At 61.6% G+C, this 16,992-nt stretch carries 13 protein-coding genes; 3 read left to right on the forward strand and 10 right to left on the reverse strand.

Annotated features, from left to right (window positions below; all coding sequences use genetic code 11):
* Positions 1 to 181: 181 nt before the first annotated feature.
* Together AB4N47_RS06050 and hemB are read left to right on the forward strand one after the other, a co-directional pair.
* Positions 182 to 880: a glutathione binding-like protein gene (locus tag AB4N47_RS06050; RefSeq protein WP_341637099.1), complete on the forward strand. Its 699-nt coding sequence runs from the start codon at positions 182 to 184 to the stop codon at positions 878 to 880.
* Between the two features lie 223 nt (positions 881 to 1,103).
* Positions 1,104 to 2,078 carry a porphobilinogen synthase gene (hemB, locus tag AB4N47_RS06055; RefSeq protein ID WP_223631114.1) on the forward strand — a complete coding sequence of 325 codons (975 nt, stop codon included), beginning with the start codon at positions 1,104 to 1,106 and terminating at the stop codon, positions 2,076 to 2,078.
* Positions 2,079 to 2,200: 122 nt separating this feature from the next.
* On the opposite strand, the gene AB4N47_RS06060 is transcribed toward hemB, so the two are convergent.
* On the reverse strand, positions 2,201 to 4,405 hold the full coding sequence (locus AB4N47_RS06060; protein WP_341637100.1) for a TonB-dependent receptor: 2,205 nt from the start codon (positions 4,403 to 4,405) through the stop codon (positions 2,201 to 2,203).
* A gap of 268 nt (positions 4,406 to 4,673) precedes the next feature.
* On the opposite strand from AB4N47_RS06060, the gene AB4N47_RS06065 reads away from it, so the two are divergent.
* Entirely contained in the window at positions 4,674 to 5,756 is a 1,083-nt protein-coding gene (locus AB4N47_RS06065; protein WP_016775386.1) for a DUF1615 domain-containing protein, read from the forward strand.
* Positions 5,757 to 5,826: 70 nt separating this feature from the next.
* Here the strand turns inward: AB4N47_RS06065 and AB4N47_RS06070 are convergent, their stop codons facing one another.
* From AB4N47_RS06070 to AB4N47_RS06110, 9 genes are all read right to left on the reverse strand, one after another.
* Complete coding sequence (locus tag AB4N47_RS06070) at positions 5,827 to 6,189, reverse strand: hypothetical protein (protein WP_122508151.1); 363 nt, start codon at positions 6,187 to 6,189, stop codon at positions 5,827 to 5,829.
* A 132-nt stretch (positions 6,190 to 6,321) separates the two neighbouring features.
* Entirely contained in the window at positions 6,322 to 7,014 is a 693-nt protein-coding gene (locus tag AB4N47_RS06075) for an anti-sigma factor (protein ID WP_016775384.1), read from the reverse strand.
* Positions 7,011 to 7,538 (reverse strand): sigma-70 family RNA polymerase sigma factor, encoded by a 528-nt coding sequence (locus AB4N47_RS06080; RefSeq protein ID WP_341637101.1) that lies wholly within the window; start codon positions 7,536 to 7,538, stop codon positions 7,011 to 7,013. Before AB4N47_RS06080 ends, AB4N47_RS06075 begins: the two co-directional genes overlap by 4 nt.
* Positions 7,539 to 7,699: 161 nt before the next feature.
* Positions 7,700 to 8,221 carry a DUF3455 domain-containing protein gene (locus tag AB4N47_RS06085; RefSeq protein ID WP_016775383.1) on the reverse strand — a complete coding sequence of 174 codons (522 nt, stop codon included), beginning with the start codon at positions 8,219 to 8,221 and terminating at the stop codon, positions 7,700 to 7,702.
* A gap of 170 nt (positions 8,222 to 8,391) precedes the next feature.
* Positions 8,392 to 10,026, reverse strand: coding sequence for an ABC transporter ATP-binding protein (locus tag AB4N47_RS06090; RefSeq protein WP_341637102.1), 1,635 nt, complete (start codon positions 10,024 to 10,026; stop codon positions 8,392 to 8,394).
* 1 nt (position 10,027) lies between these two features.
* Positions 10,028 to 11,050 carry an ABC transporter permease gene (locus AB4N47_RS06095; protein WP_122880158.1) on the reverse strand — a complete coding sequence of 341 codons (1,023 nt, stop codon included), beginning with the start codon at positions 11,048 to 11,050 and terminating at the stop codon, positions 10,028 to 10,030.
* The gene (locus tag AB4N47_RS06100; RefSeq protein WP_341637103.1) at positions 11,050 to 12,114 is read right to left on the reverse strand and encodes a microcin C ABC transporter permease YejB; all 1,065 of its coding nucleotides are present in this window, start codon (positions 12,112 to 12,114) and stop codon (positions 11,050 to 11,052) included. Before AB4N47_RS06100 ends, AB4N47_RS06095 begins: the two co-directional genes overlap by 1 nt.
* Position 12,115: 1 nt before the next feature.
* Positions 12,116 to 13,981, reverse strand: coding sequence for an extracellular solute-binding protein (locus AB4N47_RS06105; RefSeq protein ID WP_460154435.1), 1,866 nt, complete (start codon positions 13,979 to 13,981; stop codon positions 12,116 to 12,118).
* A 227-nt stretch (positions 13,982 to 14,208) separates the two neighbouring features.
* A complete protein-coding gene (locus tag AB4N47_RS06110; RefSeq protein ID WP_263470339.1) occupies positions 14,209 to 16,920 on the reverse strand; it encodes a TonB-dependent receptor in 2,712 nt (903 codons plus the stop codon).
* Positions 16,921 to 16,992 lie beyond the last annotated feature (72 nt).

Raw genomic sequence — 16,992 nt, forward strand, 5'->3', positions numbered from 1 at the left:
AGAAAGGCATAACTCAGAGTCCTGTAACGCCGTTTGGTTCGTTCCAGGCCAGTGCGCAGCACTCTAGCGGCAACCTTTGCGGGCATGCAGGCAGGTTAGCGACAGGATGTTACGGTTCGTGTAGGCGCAGCGGCAGGCCTACTTTATGATCGGTTTTTCAATTTGTGACTGGATGCTTCCAATGACCGATCTGTCTGCATTCTCGATTACTCAGAAATGGCCGGCGCAGTACCCGGACTGGATTCAGCTCTACTCCCTGCCGACCCCCAACGGCGTCAAAGTGTCGATCATGCTCGAAGAGATCGGCCTGCCGTACGAGCCGCACCGCGTCGGTTTCGACACCAACGACCAGACCTCGGCGGAATTTCTTTCGCTGAACCCGAACAACAAGATCCCGGCGATCCTCGACCCGCATGGCCCTGAAGACAAACCGCTGCCGTTGTTCGAATCCGGCGCGATCCTGATTTATCTCGCCGACAAGAGCGGCCAGTTGCTCGCTCAGGAAGGCGCGCTGCGCTACGAGACCATCCAATGGCTGATGTGGCAGATGGGCGGCATCGGCCCGATGTTCGGCCAGCTCGGTTTCTTCAACAAATTTGCCGGTAAGGATTACGAGGACAAGCGCCCGCGTGATCGTTATGTCGAGGAGAGCAAACGCCTGCTGAATGTACTCAACACCCGCCTCGAAGGCCGCGACTGGATCATGGGCGAGCGCTACACCATCGCTGACATCGCCACGTTCCCGTGGGTGCGCAATCTGCTTGGCTTCTATGAGGCCGGGGATCTGGTCGGCATTCAGAATTTCCCCAACGTCACCCGAGTGCTGGAGCGGTTTCTTGCTCGCCCGGCAGTCATCCGCGGCCTGACTATTCCTTCCTGACTCACCGCGTGCCACCTGTAGGAGCTGCCGAAGGCTGCGATCTTTTGACTTTGATCCCAAAAAACAAGATCAAGAGATCGCAGCCTTCGGCAGCTCCTACAGGGATTGTTGCACCTGCGGTAACGCTCTCTTGATTGATCCAGGTTTGTCCCGCACCCGCCGCAAGGCATAAGCTTCGTCCCCTACGACTTTCGTCTCATCCGCTGTTTTCAGGAAAGGCCCCATGTCCAGTCAGTTCCCCGAAGCACGTCCCCGCCGTCTGCGCCGCAATGCGAGCCTGCGCAGTCTGTTCCAGGAAACCGAGTTCAGCCTGAACGATCTGGTCCTGCCGATCTTCGTCGAGGAAGAGATCGACGACTTCGTGCCGATCACCAGCATGCCCGGCGTGCAGCGCATTCCCGAGCGCAAACTGGCCAGCGAAATCGAGCGCTATGCCCGTGCCGGCATCAAGTCGGTGATGACCTTTGGCGTGTCCCATCATCTGGACGCCAATGGCAGCGACACCTGGCGCGAAGACGGTCTGGTCTCGCGCATGTCGCGCATTGCCAAGGACGCCGTGCCGGAAATGATCGTGATGTCCGACACCTGCTTCTGCGAGTACACCGATCACGGCCATTGCGGCGTGATGCACAACCACGAGGTCGACAACGACCAGACCCTGATCAATCTCGGCAAGCAAGCCGTGGCCGCCGCCCGCGCCGGTGCTGACGTGATTGCGCCCTCGGCGGCGATGGACGGCCAAGTGCGCGCGATTCGCCAGGCGCTCGACGCCGCCGGCTTCACGCAGATTCCGATCATGGCCTACTCGACCAAATTCGCTTCGGCACTCTACGGCCCGTTCCGCGAGGCCGGTGGCAGCGCGCTCAAGGGCGACCGCAAAAGCTATCAGATGAACCCGATGAATCGTCGCGAGGCCCTACGCGAATCGCTGCTCGATGAGCAGGAAGGTGCCGATGCGCTGATGGTCAAACCGGCCGGCGCCTACCTCGACATCATCCGCGACATTCGCCAGGCCTCGAACCTGCCACTGGCGGCGTATCAGGTCAGCGGCGAGTACGCGATGATCAAGTTCGGCGCCCAGGCCGGTGCGATCGACGAAGAGCGCGTGGTGCGCGAAAGTCTTGGCGCAATCAAGCGTGCCGGGGCGGATCTGATCTTCACCTACTTTGCGATGGATCTGGCACTCGCCGGGATCTAAGCCGCATCGCATAACCCCTGTGGGAGCGAGCCTGCTCGCGAAGCGTCCGGTCAAACACCACAAAAACCAAAAAGGCCCCGCAACCGTGAAGCTGCGGGGCCTTTTTTACGACGCAATCACGCTTAGAAGTCGATGGTCCCCGACAACTTCGCCACTCGCGGTTCGCCCTGGGTCAGGTAGCCGCCCTGAGCCGATTCCCAGTACTTCTTGTTCGCCACGTTCTCGACGCCGAACCGCACGGTCACGTCCTTCTCCGACACCTTGAACGCATAGCGCGCGCCCGCGTCGAAGCGGTTCCACGTCGGCAGGCTGAGGTTGTTCGCCGCGTCGGCGTATTGCCCGCCGGTGCGCAGCATCCGCGCGTTCAGCGCAACGCCTTGCAGGCCCGGCACGTCCCAATCCACGCCAGCGTTGAACTGGAAGGTCGGCACGCCGATGGCGTGGTTACCGTCGTTGGCGCCGTTGAGGGTGTTTTTCAGTTCGGTATCCATCAGCGTCAGGCCGCTGATCAGGCGCAGGCCGTCGATCGGCTCGCCGAACACGTTCATCTCCACGCCTTTGTTGATCTGCTCGCCTTCGCGGACGTAGGTGCAAGTGGTGGCGCTGTTGATTTCGCAGTAGCCGTCGCTTGGCTGTTCGATGCGGTAAACACCGAGGCTCGCACCGTAGGTGCCCATGTCGACTTTCACGCCCAGCTCGGTCTGCTTGGAGCGCTTCGGTGCGTAAACCTCGTTGCCGTTGGTCACGCGGAAACCGCCAGAGCTGGTTGGCGAAGTCGGTCCTTGGGCCAGGCCTTCGATATGGTTGGCGTAGAACGACACATGCTCCCACGGCTTGAACACGATGCCGTACACCGGCGTGGTGATCGACTCGTCGTAGCTCGACGAGCGCGGGCCGCTGCCGTAGCTGGCGTAGCTGTAACCCTGCACCACCAGTTGCTGACGACGCAGACCAGCGGTGACCAGCAGGCGATCATCGAAGAACCCGAGGGTGTCGGAAATCGCCACACTGCGGTTGAAGGTCTTGCCAACGATGCCTGGATCGTTGAGATCGCCACCGGCGAAGTTGCCGACCGGCGCTGGGGTAGTGATCGGGTGATAGATGTTGTTCGAGTAGCGGGTCAGGTCGAAGTCATAAGCACTGCGCTGCTCGGCCCAGATCCCGGTCAGGCCGAAATTCAGCTTGTGGCTGACCGGGCCGGTGTTGAATTTGCCGTTGAGGCCGGCCATGACGCTGGTGTTGTCCTCGTCATGCGGGACGAACGAGCCAGTGGTGAACGAGGCGCCGCTGTTGCCGACCAGCGTGGTCGAGTTATAGCGCCCGACTTCACGGGTGTGCTTGGCGCCACCGGCGGCGTAGGCGGTCCAGTTGTCGTTGAGGTCGTATTCGGCGCGGAGCATGCCGAAGGTGTCTTCGATATCCGTGTAACCCCATTTCGGCGCGTAGTTGGTGTCCGCCGATGGCGCGTCCGGGATGTGCGTGGCGGTGCCGAGGTTGACCGAGCTGCGGCCACCGTTGACGCGTTCCTTCTGATAGGCAAAGTCGCCGGACACCCGCAGCGCATCGCCGCGATAATCCAGGCCGATGGCGAACAGTTTCGAGCGCTGGTTCTCGTGATCGATGCCGGTGTCACCTTCGCGCTGCGACAGGTTGACCCGCGCGCCGAAGCGGTTGTCTTCACCGAAACGCTGGCCGATGTCGAAGTGGTGACCGATGCGGCCTTCGCTGTTGATGTCGGTGGTGTAACGGCGCAGCGGCACGTCGCCGGCGCGCTTGGGTTGCAGGTTGACGCCGCCGCCGATGCCGGAACCGGTTGGGGTCACGCCGTTGATGAAGGCATTGGGGCCTTTGAACACTTCCACGCGCTCCAGCGCGTCGGTGGAAATGATCTGACGGGGCAGCACGCCGTACAGGCCGTTATAGGAAATATCATCGCCATTGAGCGGCAGGCCGCGAATCATGAAGACCTGCGCCTGGTTGGAGAACCCCGAGGCCTGACGCACCGAGGAATCGTTGAGCAGCACATCGGCGACGTTTTCCGCCTGCTGATCCTGGATCAATTGCTCGGTGTAGGACGCTGCGCTGAACGGCACGTCCATCATGTCCTGATTGCCGAGCACGCCCAACTGGCCGCCGCGCGCGACCTGACCGCCAGCATAGACCGGGGGCAGGGCGTTGGATGCAGGGGCCTGGGCATTGACGTTGACGTCGTCGAGCACCAGCGCTTTGCTGTTGTCTTCAGCGGCGTGGGCGGTGACGGTCAGGGAGCACAGCAGAGCAAGCAAAGTCGGGCGGAACGGAGCGCCGAGTCGAGCAGAAGCGGGCATGTCGGATACCTGGAGGCGAGCGGCCAATGAAAAAATAAGGGCGGCGCGGAACTCCTTGCGCTAATGCGACTCCAGGCGCGAATGATAGGGTTTCGCAGTAACGTTTTGCAATCAGTTTGTCATCCGTAGGAGCTGCCGCAGGCTGCGATCTTTTTGATCTTAATGTTGACTTTGATCTGCAAAAAGCAAGATCAAAAGATCGCAGCCTGCGGCAGCTCCTACGGGGGTTGTGTATGGTGTTGTGGCTAATTTGATTGGATGGAGCAACATGCGATTACTCATTACTCTCGGCGCTTTGCTGCTGCTCGCCGGTTGCGCCAGCCAGCGCAGCAACGAACCTGCGCCGCGTCCGCCGGCTGAAGTGAAGGCGGAAATCGTTCGGCTGTTGCCGGCGAAAACTGCCGACCGTCAGGGCTGGGCCACGGACATCTACGCCGCGTTCGCCGCACAGGGCATCAACACCACCACGCAGAATCTGTGTTCGGTACTGGCCGTGGCCGAGCAGGAGTCCACTTTCCAGGCCGACCCGACAGTGCCCGGCCTGGGCAAGATCGCCCGCGACGAAATCGACCGCCGCGCCGCCAAGGTGCACATCCCCAGCCTGCTGGTCAGCGGCGCTCTGCAAGTGCGCTCGCCCAACGGCAAGAGCTACAGCGAACGCCTGAACGCTGCGCGCAGTGAAAAAGAGCTGAGCGCGATTTTCGACGATTTCATTGGCATGGTGCCGATGGGTCGCACGTTGTTCGGCGGGTTCAACCCGGTGCACACCGGCGGGCCGATGCAGGTCAGCATCGAATTCGCCGAGGAGCACGCCAAGGATTACCCGTACCCGGTGGACGGCACGATTCGTCGTGAAGTGTTCAGCCGGCGCGGCGGCATGTATTTCGGCATCGCCCATTTGCTCGGCTATCCGGTGAATTACCGCGAGCCGCTGTATCGCTTCGCCGATTTCAACGCCGGCTGGTACGCCAGTCGCAATGCCGCGTTTCAGAATGCGGTGAGCCGCGCTTCCGGCATCCCGCTGACCCTGGACGGCGACCTGATTCGCTACGACTCGATCATGCCCGGCAGTACCGAACTGGCGGTGCGCACCCTCGGCAAGTCGCTGGGCATGCGCAACCCGACGATTCGCGATCAATTGGAGAAAGGCAAAACCCTGGAATTCGAAGAGACCAAACTCTATCAGCGCGTGTTCGAACTGGCGGAGCGGGCCGAAGGCAAGGCGTTACCGCGCGCGGTATTGCCGGGGATTGTGCTGCAGAGTCCGAAGATCACCCGCAAACTCACTACAGCCTGGTTCGCCAAGCGCGTGGACGAGCGCTACAAGCGCTGCATGGCCAAGGCCGGATAAAACACGCAGACATAAAAAACCCGGCTGCGGGAGCCGGGTTTCTCTGCGGTGTTGCGCTTGCAGTCATGCATCAGGCAACACGGCGTTCGATCAGGCGATCCGAACCACCTTCGGCAACACGGCGTTCGATCAGACGATCCGAACCACCTTCGGCAACACGGCGTTCGATCAGACGATCCGAGCCACCTTCGGCAACACGGCGTTCGATCAGACGATCAGAACCACCTTCGGCAACGCGGCGTTCGATCAGACGATCCGAGCCGCCCTCGGCAACACGGCGCTCGATCAGACGATCTGAACCACCTTCAGCCAGACGGCTTTCGATCAGCTTGTCCGAACCGCCTTCGGCGATCATGGTGTGCGCCGGGGTGGCGGCGAAAGCGTTAACTGCGAAAACCGAGAAAGCGATGCTGAGAAGAGTCTGGCGTTTCATGATGGTGTGCTCCGGGGTGTTGTTGGTTGGTATGGAGCTGATGTTACGCCCGGAATTTTTTATGAGAACTTCATTGCCGTGATGGTGAACATCGACGTCGATGATGGTTGCGGACAACCGCGTAGCAGAGCCTCAGAGCACCTTCACCGCACGCCCGATCGCCTGAATCGGCCCGGTCGGTTTGCCAATCGGCGAGCCATTGGCGCCTTCCAGCGTCAGCTCAAACAGCTGGTTGGGTTGCAGCGGCGGCAGTTTGTCCAGCGGCACCGACAAAGCCTGCCCCGGCTTGACCAGCCCCAACGACACCGGCCCCGACCAGCCGTCAGCCTTGGTCCAGAACTCCAGCGCCTTGTCCGCCGGCACCTCGACCACTCCTAACGGGATCAACTGGATCTCCCGCGCATTGCTCGCCTGAATCACCCAGCCCGGCGCCTTGTCCTGCGGCGCTACCAGCACCACCAGATAACTCGGTTTCGGCGCAGTCTGGGTCAGCAGCATCGTGCCCAGAATCAGCGTTGCAGCCAGGCCCGCCGCACTCAAACCGCGCCACAGTGGCAGCAGGTTCCACCACGAAGTCAGTGGTTTCTTCACCGTCAGCCGTTCGAGACTGCGCTCGATGCGCGGCCATAACTGCGCCGAGGGTTGCTGAGGTTCGGCCAGATCGGTCAGCTCCAGCAGACGCCGCTCCCAGGCATCCACCGCTGCACGCAATTCGGGATCGTTCGGCAGGCGCCGTTGCACCTCGATGCGCTGCTCGAATGACAAGGTCCCGAGTACATATTCACCGGCCAGTTCATCCCGTTCCTGCGCTGATTCGCCGGTCATCCCATGCACTCCCGCAAAGCATTGAGGCTGCGCTTGATCCACGCTTTGACCGTGCCCAGCGGCGTGTCGAGGCGTGCGGAAATCTGCGCGTGGCTGTAACCGTCGACGTAGGCATGGAGGATGCAGCTGCGCCGCTGCGGTTCCAGTTGCTCGAGGCAGCGATGAATGCGTGCCGAGTGAACATCGACCGCCTCATCAGGCGCCGCTGCCTCATGTTCTTCACTGAACGGCGTTTCCCGACTTTGCTTGCGCAGCTGATTCAAGGCCAGATGCCGGGTCACGCTGAACATCCAGCCCCGCGCCGAACCCCGCGCCGGGTCGAACCCGGCCGCGCCGTGCCAGATCTTGATGAATGCCTCATGCACAATGTCCTCCGCCAGCGCCGTATCGCGCACCAGCCGCTTGGCCACGCCGAGCAGGCGCGGGCCTTCCTGCACATACAAATCGCGCAAAGCCGCGCGCTCGCCCCGGGCACAGGCTTTGAGGCGGGCTTCGTAATCGAAAACGGATTCGGCTAAAGGCATGGGGTGCAATCTAGCTCACATTTCCCAAACATCCAGACGCATTGTTCCCTGTGGGCGCGAGCCTGCTCGCGAATGCGGTGGGTCAGAAAGTAATAAGGCGACTGACACTCCGTCTTCGCGAGCAAGCTCGCTCCCACAGGATTGTGCACTGCTTCCGGAAATCAGTTCGCCGCCCAGAAAATATAATCCGCCTGGTACTTCACCACTTCCTGCTTGCCCTTGTTTGCCATGGTGCACTCACTGCCCGGCGCGACGCCGCCCTTGAGCGCGACACGCTGGATATAGCTGACCCCGGTCATCGCGCCTTTGCCCTCGGCCGGATTGGCCTTGACCAGTTGATAGGGCAGGTTGCCCGGGCTCGACGGTGCCACGGCGAGTTGTGTGCCGGTGACTTTCGAACCGTCCTTGGCTTGCCAGGTCGCTGGCGGGCCGAAATAGGTGCCGACCTGTTTGCCGCTGCGATCATTGAGCACCGCTTTCGGGCCGACAAAGGTCCACTCGGTCTGCCCGGCCATATTGGGCTTGTCGCGGCATTCGTAGGTGATCTCGCCAACCCCAGTGGTTTCCAGGGCAATCTTGTGCCCGTCCGGCACCTTGATCGCGTCGGGATAACTGCTCTGGGCGAAGGTGGTCGCGGTGAAGGCGAGCAAACCGGTGAAGCCAATCAGCTGGGTGATGTTCATCCGATGATTCTCCGAAAAGGGTAGGGCGCTGACAGCACCAGAGTGGGCTGTTACAGGGACTACCCGTGGCGGAGGCGATTGGATGCAGTGCCGGAAAAATAAATTTCAAACACCACCGATCAAACCTGTGGGAGCGAGCCTGCTCGCGAAGGCGTCGGGTCAGTCAGCACTTATGTGACTGACGCAGCGCATTCGCGAGCAGGCTCGCTCCCACAAGGCTCTCTGTAAGGCTTGAGGGCCGAGGCTTTCAGTAACTCTTGGGTGTACGGATGTTTCGGCGCAGCGAAAATCTCCCGCGACGAGCCTTGTTCAACCACCTTGCCGTCCTTGATCACCATCAAGTCATGCGCCAGCGCATGCACCACCGCCAGGTCATGGCTGATGAACAGGTACGTCAGCCCATGCCTGATCTGCAACTGGCGCAACAATTCCACCACTTGCTTCTGCACCGTGCGATCCAGGGCCGAGGTCGGTTCGTCGAGCAGGATCAGCGCCGGTTCCAGCACCAGTGCGCGGGCGATGGAGATGCGCTGGCGCTGGCCGCCGGAAAACTCGTGGGGGTAACGATGGCGGCTTTGCGGGTCGAGGCCGACTTCCTCCAGCACGCGAATCACCGCTGCCTCGCGCTCGGCCTCGCTGCCGATGCCGTGGGTCAGCAAGCCTTCGGCAATGATCTGCTGCACCGACATGCGCGGGCTGAGGCTGCCGAACGGGTCCTGAAACACCACCTGGATCTGCCGGCGCAGCGGGCGCATCAGGCGCTGATTGAGCAGGCTCAACTGCTTGTTGCCAAAACGGATATTGCCCTCTGATTCGACCAGTCGCAGGATCGCCTGGCCCAGCGTCGACTTGCCCGAACCCGACTCGCCGACGATGCCCAACGTCTTGCCGCGTTGCAGGGTGAAACTGACCCCGTCCACCGCTTTGATGTAATCCTGCTGACGGCTGAAGAGTTTTTTCGGCAGGGGAAACCACACCTTCAAATCATCCACTTCCAGCAGGTTGTGCTCGTACTCACTGGGCACTGGCGCGCCGCTCGGTTCAGCCTCGATCAACAAGCGGCTGTAAGGATGTTGCGGCGCCTGGAATAGCGTCTCGCAATCGGCCTGTTCAACGATCTCGCCTTGACGCATTACGCACACACGCTGAGCGATCCGGCGCACCAGATTGAGGTCATGGCTGATCAGCAACAGCGACATGCCGAGGCGCTGCTGCAACTCGATCAGCAGTTCAAGAATCTTCTGCTGTACGGTTACGTCCAGCGCCGTGGTCGGCTCATCGGCAATCAACAGTTCCGGCTCGTTGGCCAGCGCCATGGCGATCATCACCCGTTGGCGCTGACCACCGGAAAGCTGATGCGGATAGGCTTTCAAGCGCTGCGACGGCTGGCGAATACCCACCAGCTCGAGCAGCTCCAGGGTCCGCGTGCGGGCGGCGCGGCCCTTGAGGCCCTTGTGTATTTCCAGCACTTCGCTGATCTGTTTTTCCACCGTGTGCAGCGGGTTCAGCGAGGTCATCGGCTCCTGGAAAATCATCGCAATGCGATTGCCGCGCAAACCACGCATCTGCTGTTCGCTGGCGTGCAGCAAATCCACGCCGTTGTAGCGAATCGCGCCGCTGCTGCTGACGTTCTTGCCCGGCAACAAACGCAGAATCGAATGCGCCGTCACTGACTTGCCCGAGCCGGATTCACCGACCAGCGCCAGACACTCGCCACGGCGGATATCCAGGTTCACACCGTGCACCACTTCCTGCCCGGCGAAGGCGACGCGCAGGTCGCGGATCTCGATTAAATGGTCTTGCATGTCAGCTCCTCGGATCAAAGGCATCTCGGCACGCTTCACCGATGAAAACCAACAAAGACAGGATCAGCGCCAGGGCAAAAAATGCCGTCAGCCCCAGCCACGGTGCCTGCAGATTGCGTTTGGCCTGGCCGATCAACTCGCCCAGCGACGCGGTGCCGGCGGGCATGCCAAAGCCGAGAAAATCCAGCGCGGTCAGGGTGGCGATGGCGCCGGTGAGAATGAACGGCAGGTAGGTTAGGGTGGAGGTCATGGCGTTGGGCAGAATGTGCCGGCGCATCAGTTCGCTGTCGGTCAGGCCCAGCGCCCGCGCGGCTTTCACGTATTCGAGATTGCGTCCACGGAGGAACTCGGCGCGCACCACATCGACCAGCGCCAGCCAGGAAAACAGCGCCATGATCCCCAGCAACCACCAGAAACTCGGCGAGACGAAGCCGGACAGAATGATCAGCAGATACAGCACCGGCAGCCCCGACCAGATTTCCAGTACACGCTGCCCGAGCAAGTCGACCCAGCCGCCGTAGTAGCCCTGCAAGGCCCCGGCGAGAATGCCGATCAACGCGCTGATGGCGGTGAGGATCAGCGCGAACAGAATCGAGATCCGCGTGCCGAAAATAACCCGCGCCAGAACATCGCGAGCCTGATCGTCGGTGCCCAGCCAATTGCTCGAAGACGGCGGGCTGGGCGCCGGTTCGGTGAGGTCGTAGTTGACCGTGTCGTAGCTGAACGGGATCGGCGGAAACAGCATCCAGCCGCCCTGATCCTCGATCAGCTTGTGTACGTAGTTGCTGGCGTAATCCGGCTGAAACGGCAGCTCGCCGCCGAAATCGGTTTCCAGGTAATCGCTGAGGATCGGAAAGTAAAAAGCGTCGTGGTAGCGGATCACCAACGGCTTGTCATTGGCGATCAGCTCGCCACCGAGGCAGATCAGGCACAGGCCGATAAACAGCCACAGTGACCAGCGCCCACGGCGGTTGGCCTTGAATTGCGCGACACGGCGCTGGCCCAGAGGCGACAGTGTGAACATCAGGCAGTCCTCGCCGAGAAATCGATGCGCGGGTCGAGCAGGGTGTAGCAGAGGTCGCCGATCAGCTTGATCAGCAGGCCGAACAGGGTGAACAGAAACAGCGCGCCAAACACCACCGGATAGTCGCGCGACACCGCCGCTTCGTAGCTCATGCGCCCGAGGCCGTCGAGATTGAAAATGGTTTCAATCAGCAGGGAGCCGGCGAAAAACACTTCGATCAGCGCCGACGGCACACCCGCAACCACCAACAACATGGCGTTGCGAAACACGTGGCCGTACAGCACGCGCCGCTCGGTCAGGCCCTTGGCTCGTGCGGTGATCACGTACTGCCGGCTGATCTCGTTGAGAAAGCTGTTTTTGGTCAGGATCGTCAGCGTGGCAAAGCCGCCGATCACCAGCGCCGTGACCGGCAGCACGAGGTGCCAGAGGTAGTCGCCGACCTTGCTCAATGTGCTGAGGCTGTCGAAGTTGTCCGACACCAGTCCCTGCACCGGAAACCAGTTGACGTAGCTGCCCCCGGCGAACACCACGATCAACAGAATGGCGAAGAGAAACGCCGGCATCGCATAACCGACGATGATCGCGGTGCTGCTCCAGACATCGAAGGCACTGCCGTTCCTGATTGCCTTGCGAATGCCCAGCGGGATTGAAATCAGGTAGGTGATCAGCGTCGCCCACAAACCCAGCGACAGCGACACTGGCAGCTTCTGCACGATCAGGTCGGTGACCTTGGCGCCGCGAAAGAAGCTGTTGCCCAGATCCAGTTGTGCGTAGTTTTTCAGCAGCAGCCACAGGCGTTCGTGCAGCGGTTTGTCGAAGCCGTAATGGTGTTTGATTTCCTCGATCAGTGCCGGGTCCAGCCCACGGCTGCTGCGCCCGGCACCGCCGACCGCCGCGACTTCGCCGCCACCGCCCATGCTGTGCCCGCCAAAGCCTTGCAGGCGGGCGATGGCTTGTTCCACCGGGCCGCCGGGCGCGGCCTGCACGATAAGAAAATTCACCACCAGAATGCACAACAGCGTGGGGATGATCAGCAGCAATCGGCGACTCAGATAACGCAGCATGTCACTGGCCTCCCGCAAGCTGAGCGCTCATCTGCTGAGTCGTCAGCGGCCTGGCCGAGACTTCCCACCAGGTGTTGAGGCCTTCGTCATACGAAGGTTGCACGGCGGGCATGCCGAAGCGGTTCTGATACACCGTCGGCGTGCCTTTGGAGTAGTAGTTGGGAATCATGTAGTAACCCCATTGCAGCACCCGGTCGAGGGCGCGGGCGTAATGCACCATGGCTTCGCGGCTGTTGGCCTGGACCAGCCCGTCAATCAGTTGATCGACCGCTGGATCGGCCAGCACCATCGCGTTCGAGCTGCCGACTTGCGTGGCACTTTGCGAGCCATACAGGCTGTACAACTCGCGGCCCGGCGAGACGATCGGATCGCCACTGCGCGGGAAAGCGCAGACGATCATGTCGTAGTCGCGAGCGTTGAGGCGGTTGATGTATTGCGCTGAATCGATGCGGCGCAGATTGAGCGTGATGCCGATCTGCGCGAGGGTGCGTTTGAACGGCAGCAGCATGCGATCGAAGCCGCCCTGACCATCGAGAAAGGTGAATTCCAGCGGCTCGCCGGCGGCGTTGACCAGACGATTGTTTTTCGCCGTCCAACCGGCTTCGGCGAGCAGTTTTAGCGCTTGCAATTGCTTGTCGCGGATGTAGCCGCTGCCATCGGTTTTCGGCGCTTCATAGGCCGTGGTGAACACCTCGTCAGGAACCTTGCCGCGCAACGGTTCGAGGATCTTCAATTCCTCGGCATCGGGCAGGGCGCTGGCGGCCATTTCACTCTTGGGCCAGAAGCTGTTCTGACGCACGTAGAAGCCACGCATCATCTGTTTGTTGGTCCACTCGAAATCCCACAGCAGGCTGATCGCCTCGCGCACGCGGCGGTCCTGGAAGATCGGGTTTTGCAGGTTGAACACAAAACCTTGGGCGGCGGTGGGTTTGTGCGGCGCCAGAATGGCTTTTTGCAAGCGCCCGTCGCGCAGGGCCGGGCTGTCGTAGCCAACCACGTAACCCGAGGAAGAAAACTCGCGGTTGTAGTCGAACGCGCCGGCCTGCAACAGTTGGCGAGCGACGTCGGTGTCGCCGTAGAAATTCACCGTCAGGCTGTCGAAGTTGTACATGCCGCGACTGACCGGCAGGTCCTTGCCCCACCAGTCCGGGTCACGCTGGAAACTGATGCTGCGCCCGGCGTCGACCTTGCTCACCCGGTACGGGCCGCTGCCCAGCGGTGGCTCGAAGCCGCCACCATTGGCGAAGTCGCGGGTTTTCCACCAGTGCTCGGGCAGCACGCGCAGCGTCGCCAGATCCAGCGCGAGGGTGCGATTGAGGTTGTTCTTGAAGGTGAAACGGACCTGCCGTGGACCTTCGACCAGCACGTCCTGCACGTCGGCATATTGCTGGCGATAACTCAGGCTGCCCTTGGTCATCAGCAGGTTGAAGGTGTAGCGCACGTCTTCGGCGGTGATCGGCGTGCCATCGGCGAAACGTGCCTTGGGGTTGAGGGTGAAGCGCACCCACAAACCCTCAGGATCGCGCTCGATCTGCTGCGCAACCAGAGCGTAAACCGTGTAAGGCTCATCCAGCGAACGGAACGCCAGCGGCGCGTAGACCCAATCATTGACCTGCACCACCGAAATGCCCTGATCGGCATACGGCGTGATGTAGTTGTATTGACCGATCTCCATCGACGCACGGCTGAGCGAACCGCCCTTGGGCGCGTCGGGGTTAACAAAATCGAAATGCTTGAAGCCGGCCGGATACTTGGGCGCCTCGCCATACACCGTCAGCGCATAACTGCCGCCGGCCAGCGCCGAAGTGCCAATGCACAGCAGCGCACTGCCGAGCAGCAGGCCAGCCATGTTGCGCAAAAAACTCATGAAGTCACTCCTGAAAATCCCTGAAAGTCCACGGACCCAATGTGGGAGCGAGCCCTTGTGGCGAGGGGATTTATCCCCGATCGGCTGCGCAGCAGTCGCAAGATCAATGCATGCGGTACTTCTGATGCTCCGCGTTGGCAGGTCCTGGGGGCGCTTCGCACCCCATCGGGGATAAATCCCTTCACCACAAAGGCTCGCTCCCACAGAGGGATGCGTTTTATTTGGGGTTAGAAGTGGTAAGTCATGCGCGCAAACAATGTCCGGCCCAGCGGGTCGGTGTAGCGCGGGTCATAGCCGCTCTGGAAGTTGTAGGCCTGGTTGGAGAACGGCGGGTTGCGGTCGAACACGTTCTTCATCCCGGCATCAACGTCGAGCACTTTGTTGAAGGTGTAGCCGGCCGACAGGTCCCACACCGAATACGACGCCACCCGCGCGTGCGTCTCGCGGTCGTAATCGTTGTAACCGGTGGTGAAGCGGTTGGTCAGCGCTGCTCGCGCCGCACCGAGGCTCCAGCTGCCGGTGAGGTTGTGCTTCCAGCGCGCGATCACGCCGTCGCCCTGAAAGTCGCCGACCTTGTCGGTGAACGGGCCTTTGATGGTGCTCTGGAAGTCGTACTCGTCGACATAGGTGCCTTGCAGGCCGAGGCCGAACTGACCGTATGGCGTGTTCGGGAAGCGATAGTCGAGCGACACGTCGACACCATTGGTCTCGACGATGCCGAGGTTGGCGTTGCCGGTAACGATGTAGTTGAGCGTGCCGTCGGCGTTGCGCACGAAGCGGTCCGGGTAGGAGCCGGCCTGATCGAACACGGTGGATTCCGGGAACGGCTGGATCTGGTTGGAGATGTGAATCCACCAGAAATCCAGACCCACCGACAGATTGCTGATCGGCTGGTAGACGAAGCCCAACGTCACGTTGCGCGCCTTCTCCGGGGCCAGATCCTCGTTGCCGCCAATCTGGTTGAGGAATTGCTGACCGCAATCACGCCCGCCGTTACCGCCCGGTTGCACCACGCCGCCGGTACACAGCACGGGATCGTTGTAGAAACCCTGGGTGAAGGTGATGCTGCGCGGCGAATACAGTTCATACAGCGACGGCGCGCGGAAACCTTCGCTGTAGGCGCCGCGCACTACCAGCTCTTTCAACGGCTGATAACGGAACGAGTATTTCGGGTTGGTGGTGCTGCCGAAGTCGCTGTATTTGTCGTGGCGCACAGCGGCGGACAATTCAAGGCTGTCGAGCACCGGCACGTTGAGTTCGGCATAGGCGGCCTTGACGCTGCGATCGCCCTCGACGCTGCCGGCCGGGTCGATGCCGAGGCTCTGGATGTCGCCGGCGAACGACTCGAAGTCCTGATGAAATTTCTCCTTGCGGTACTCGCCGCCCAGCGCCAGACCGGACGGACCTGCGCCGAACCAGTCGCCGATTTCACGGCTGACGCGGCCATCGAAACCGGCGACGCGGCCCACGGCGGTGGAGTAGGCGCCGTGGTACGCGGCGGCATCGATGTACTGCTGGCCGGCAGCGGTCTGCGGGCCGAACGGGTTGAGCAGACCGCTGGCCAGCCCGTCAATCATCGCCTGGTCGCTGACATAACCACTGGTGACGCTGGAGACGATTTTGTTCTGGTTGTACGAGGCGCCGACGTTGTAATCCCAGCCGCCAACCAGACCATCGAAGCTCAGCAGAAAGCGCTGGCTGGTGTTCTGGTCTTTCGATTCACGCGGGCCGGCGGCAGTCTCGCGCCAGTTGACGTCGACCGGCTGCGTCGGGTCGAGGGCGAAATCGGTCGGCGCCGGGGTGATGCCGTTGCCGGGGTAGTAAGGCGACGAGGAATCCAGGCTCAGACCAGTCAGTGGCGCCGGGCCGACGGCGACGGCGTTGTTGTTGCGCGACCAGAAATATTCGAGGTTGGCGTTGTGATCATCGCCGAGCTTGGCAGTGGTCTTGCCGAAGAACGAGGTCTTCTCGGTCTGTGGCACCAGGTCGATGAATTCACGGGTGCTGAAGCGGCACAAGCCGTCGCGGGCGATCAGGTTGGGGCCGTTGCAGTTGCTGTTGGCCAACGGGTTGGTGGCGTTGCCGTTCTGGCTGTAGTTGCCGGGGAACGCGGTGCCGGAGGTCTGATCGAGACCGCGACCGGGCGCGTAGTCGGTGGCGAAGGAGCGGTCGTTGGCGTCGAGGTTCTGCTGCTTGTTGTAGTTGAACACGCCGAGGACGTTGAAGCGGTCTTCTTCCAGATCGCCGTAGCCCCAACTGGCGCTCATGTCCTTGGTCGCGCCGCCACCGCTGTGGGTCGGCGTTTCACCGCCGAGGGTCAACGCGCCGTCGGTAAGGGATTTCTTGGTGATGAAGTTGATCACACCGCCGATGGCGTCGGTGCCGTACAGGGCCGAGGCGCCGTCGCGCAGCACTTCCACGCGCTCGATGGCGGCAAACGGGATCATGTTCAGGTCTACCGCGCCGCCGGCCGAGTTGGTCCCCGACAGGGCATTGTTGGCCAGGCGTCGGCCGTTGAGCAGCACCAGCGTCTTGTTCGCGCCGATGCCGCGCATGTCGGCAAACGACGCACCGCCAGTGGCCGCGCCGACGGAGCCGGCGCTGTTGTTGATCGACTGGCTGCCGGTGATGCGCTGCACCAGTTCGGCGGTGGTGGTCACGCCCTGTTTGCGCAGCTCTTCAGCCTTGAGAATGGTGATCGGCACCGCCGTTTCCGCATCGACCCGGCGAATCGCCGAACCGGTCACTTCGACCCGTTGCAGTTGCGTGGTCGGCGCTGCCACGACAGCAGCTGCCGGCGTCGCGCTGCTGTCGTCCTCGGCCGCTTGCACGGTCCCGGCGCCCATCCCCATGGCCACCAGATACAGCGGAACGAAACGGTGGCGAGACATCGTTGCCACCAAAGGTTTGAGCGTGAAGCGTGGAGTGTTCATCAGCATGGTTGTTTCCGATTTTCAGACGTTATCGAATTGGCCTTGTGAGCCGCTCATTGCTCCGCTTCCGGTGATACC

The organism is Pseudomonas sp. S3_G06 (assembly GCF_054667565.1).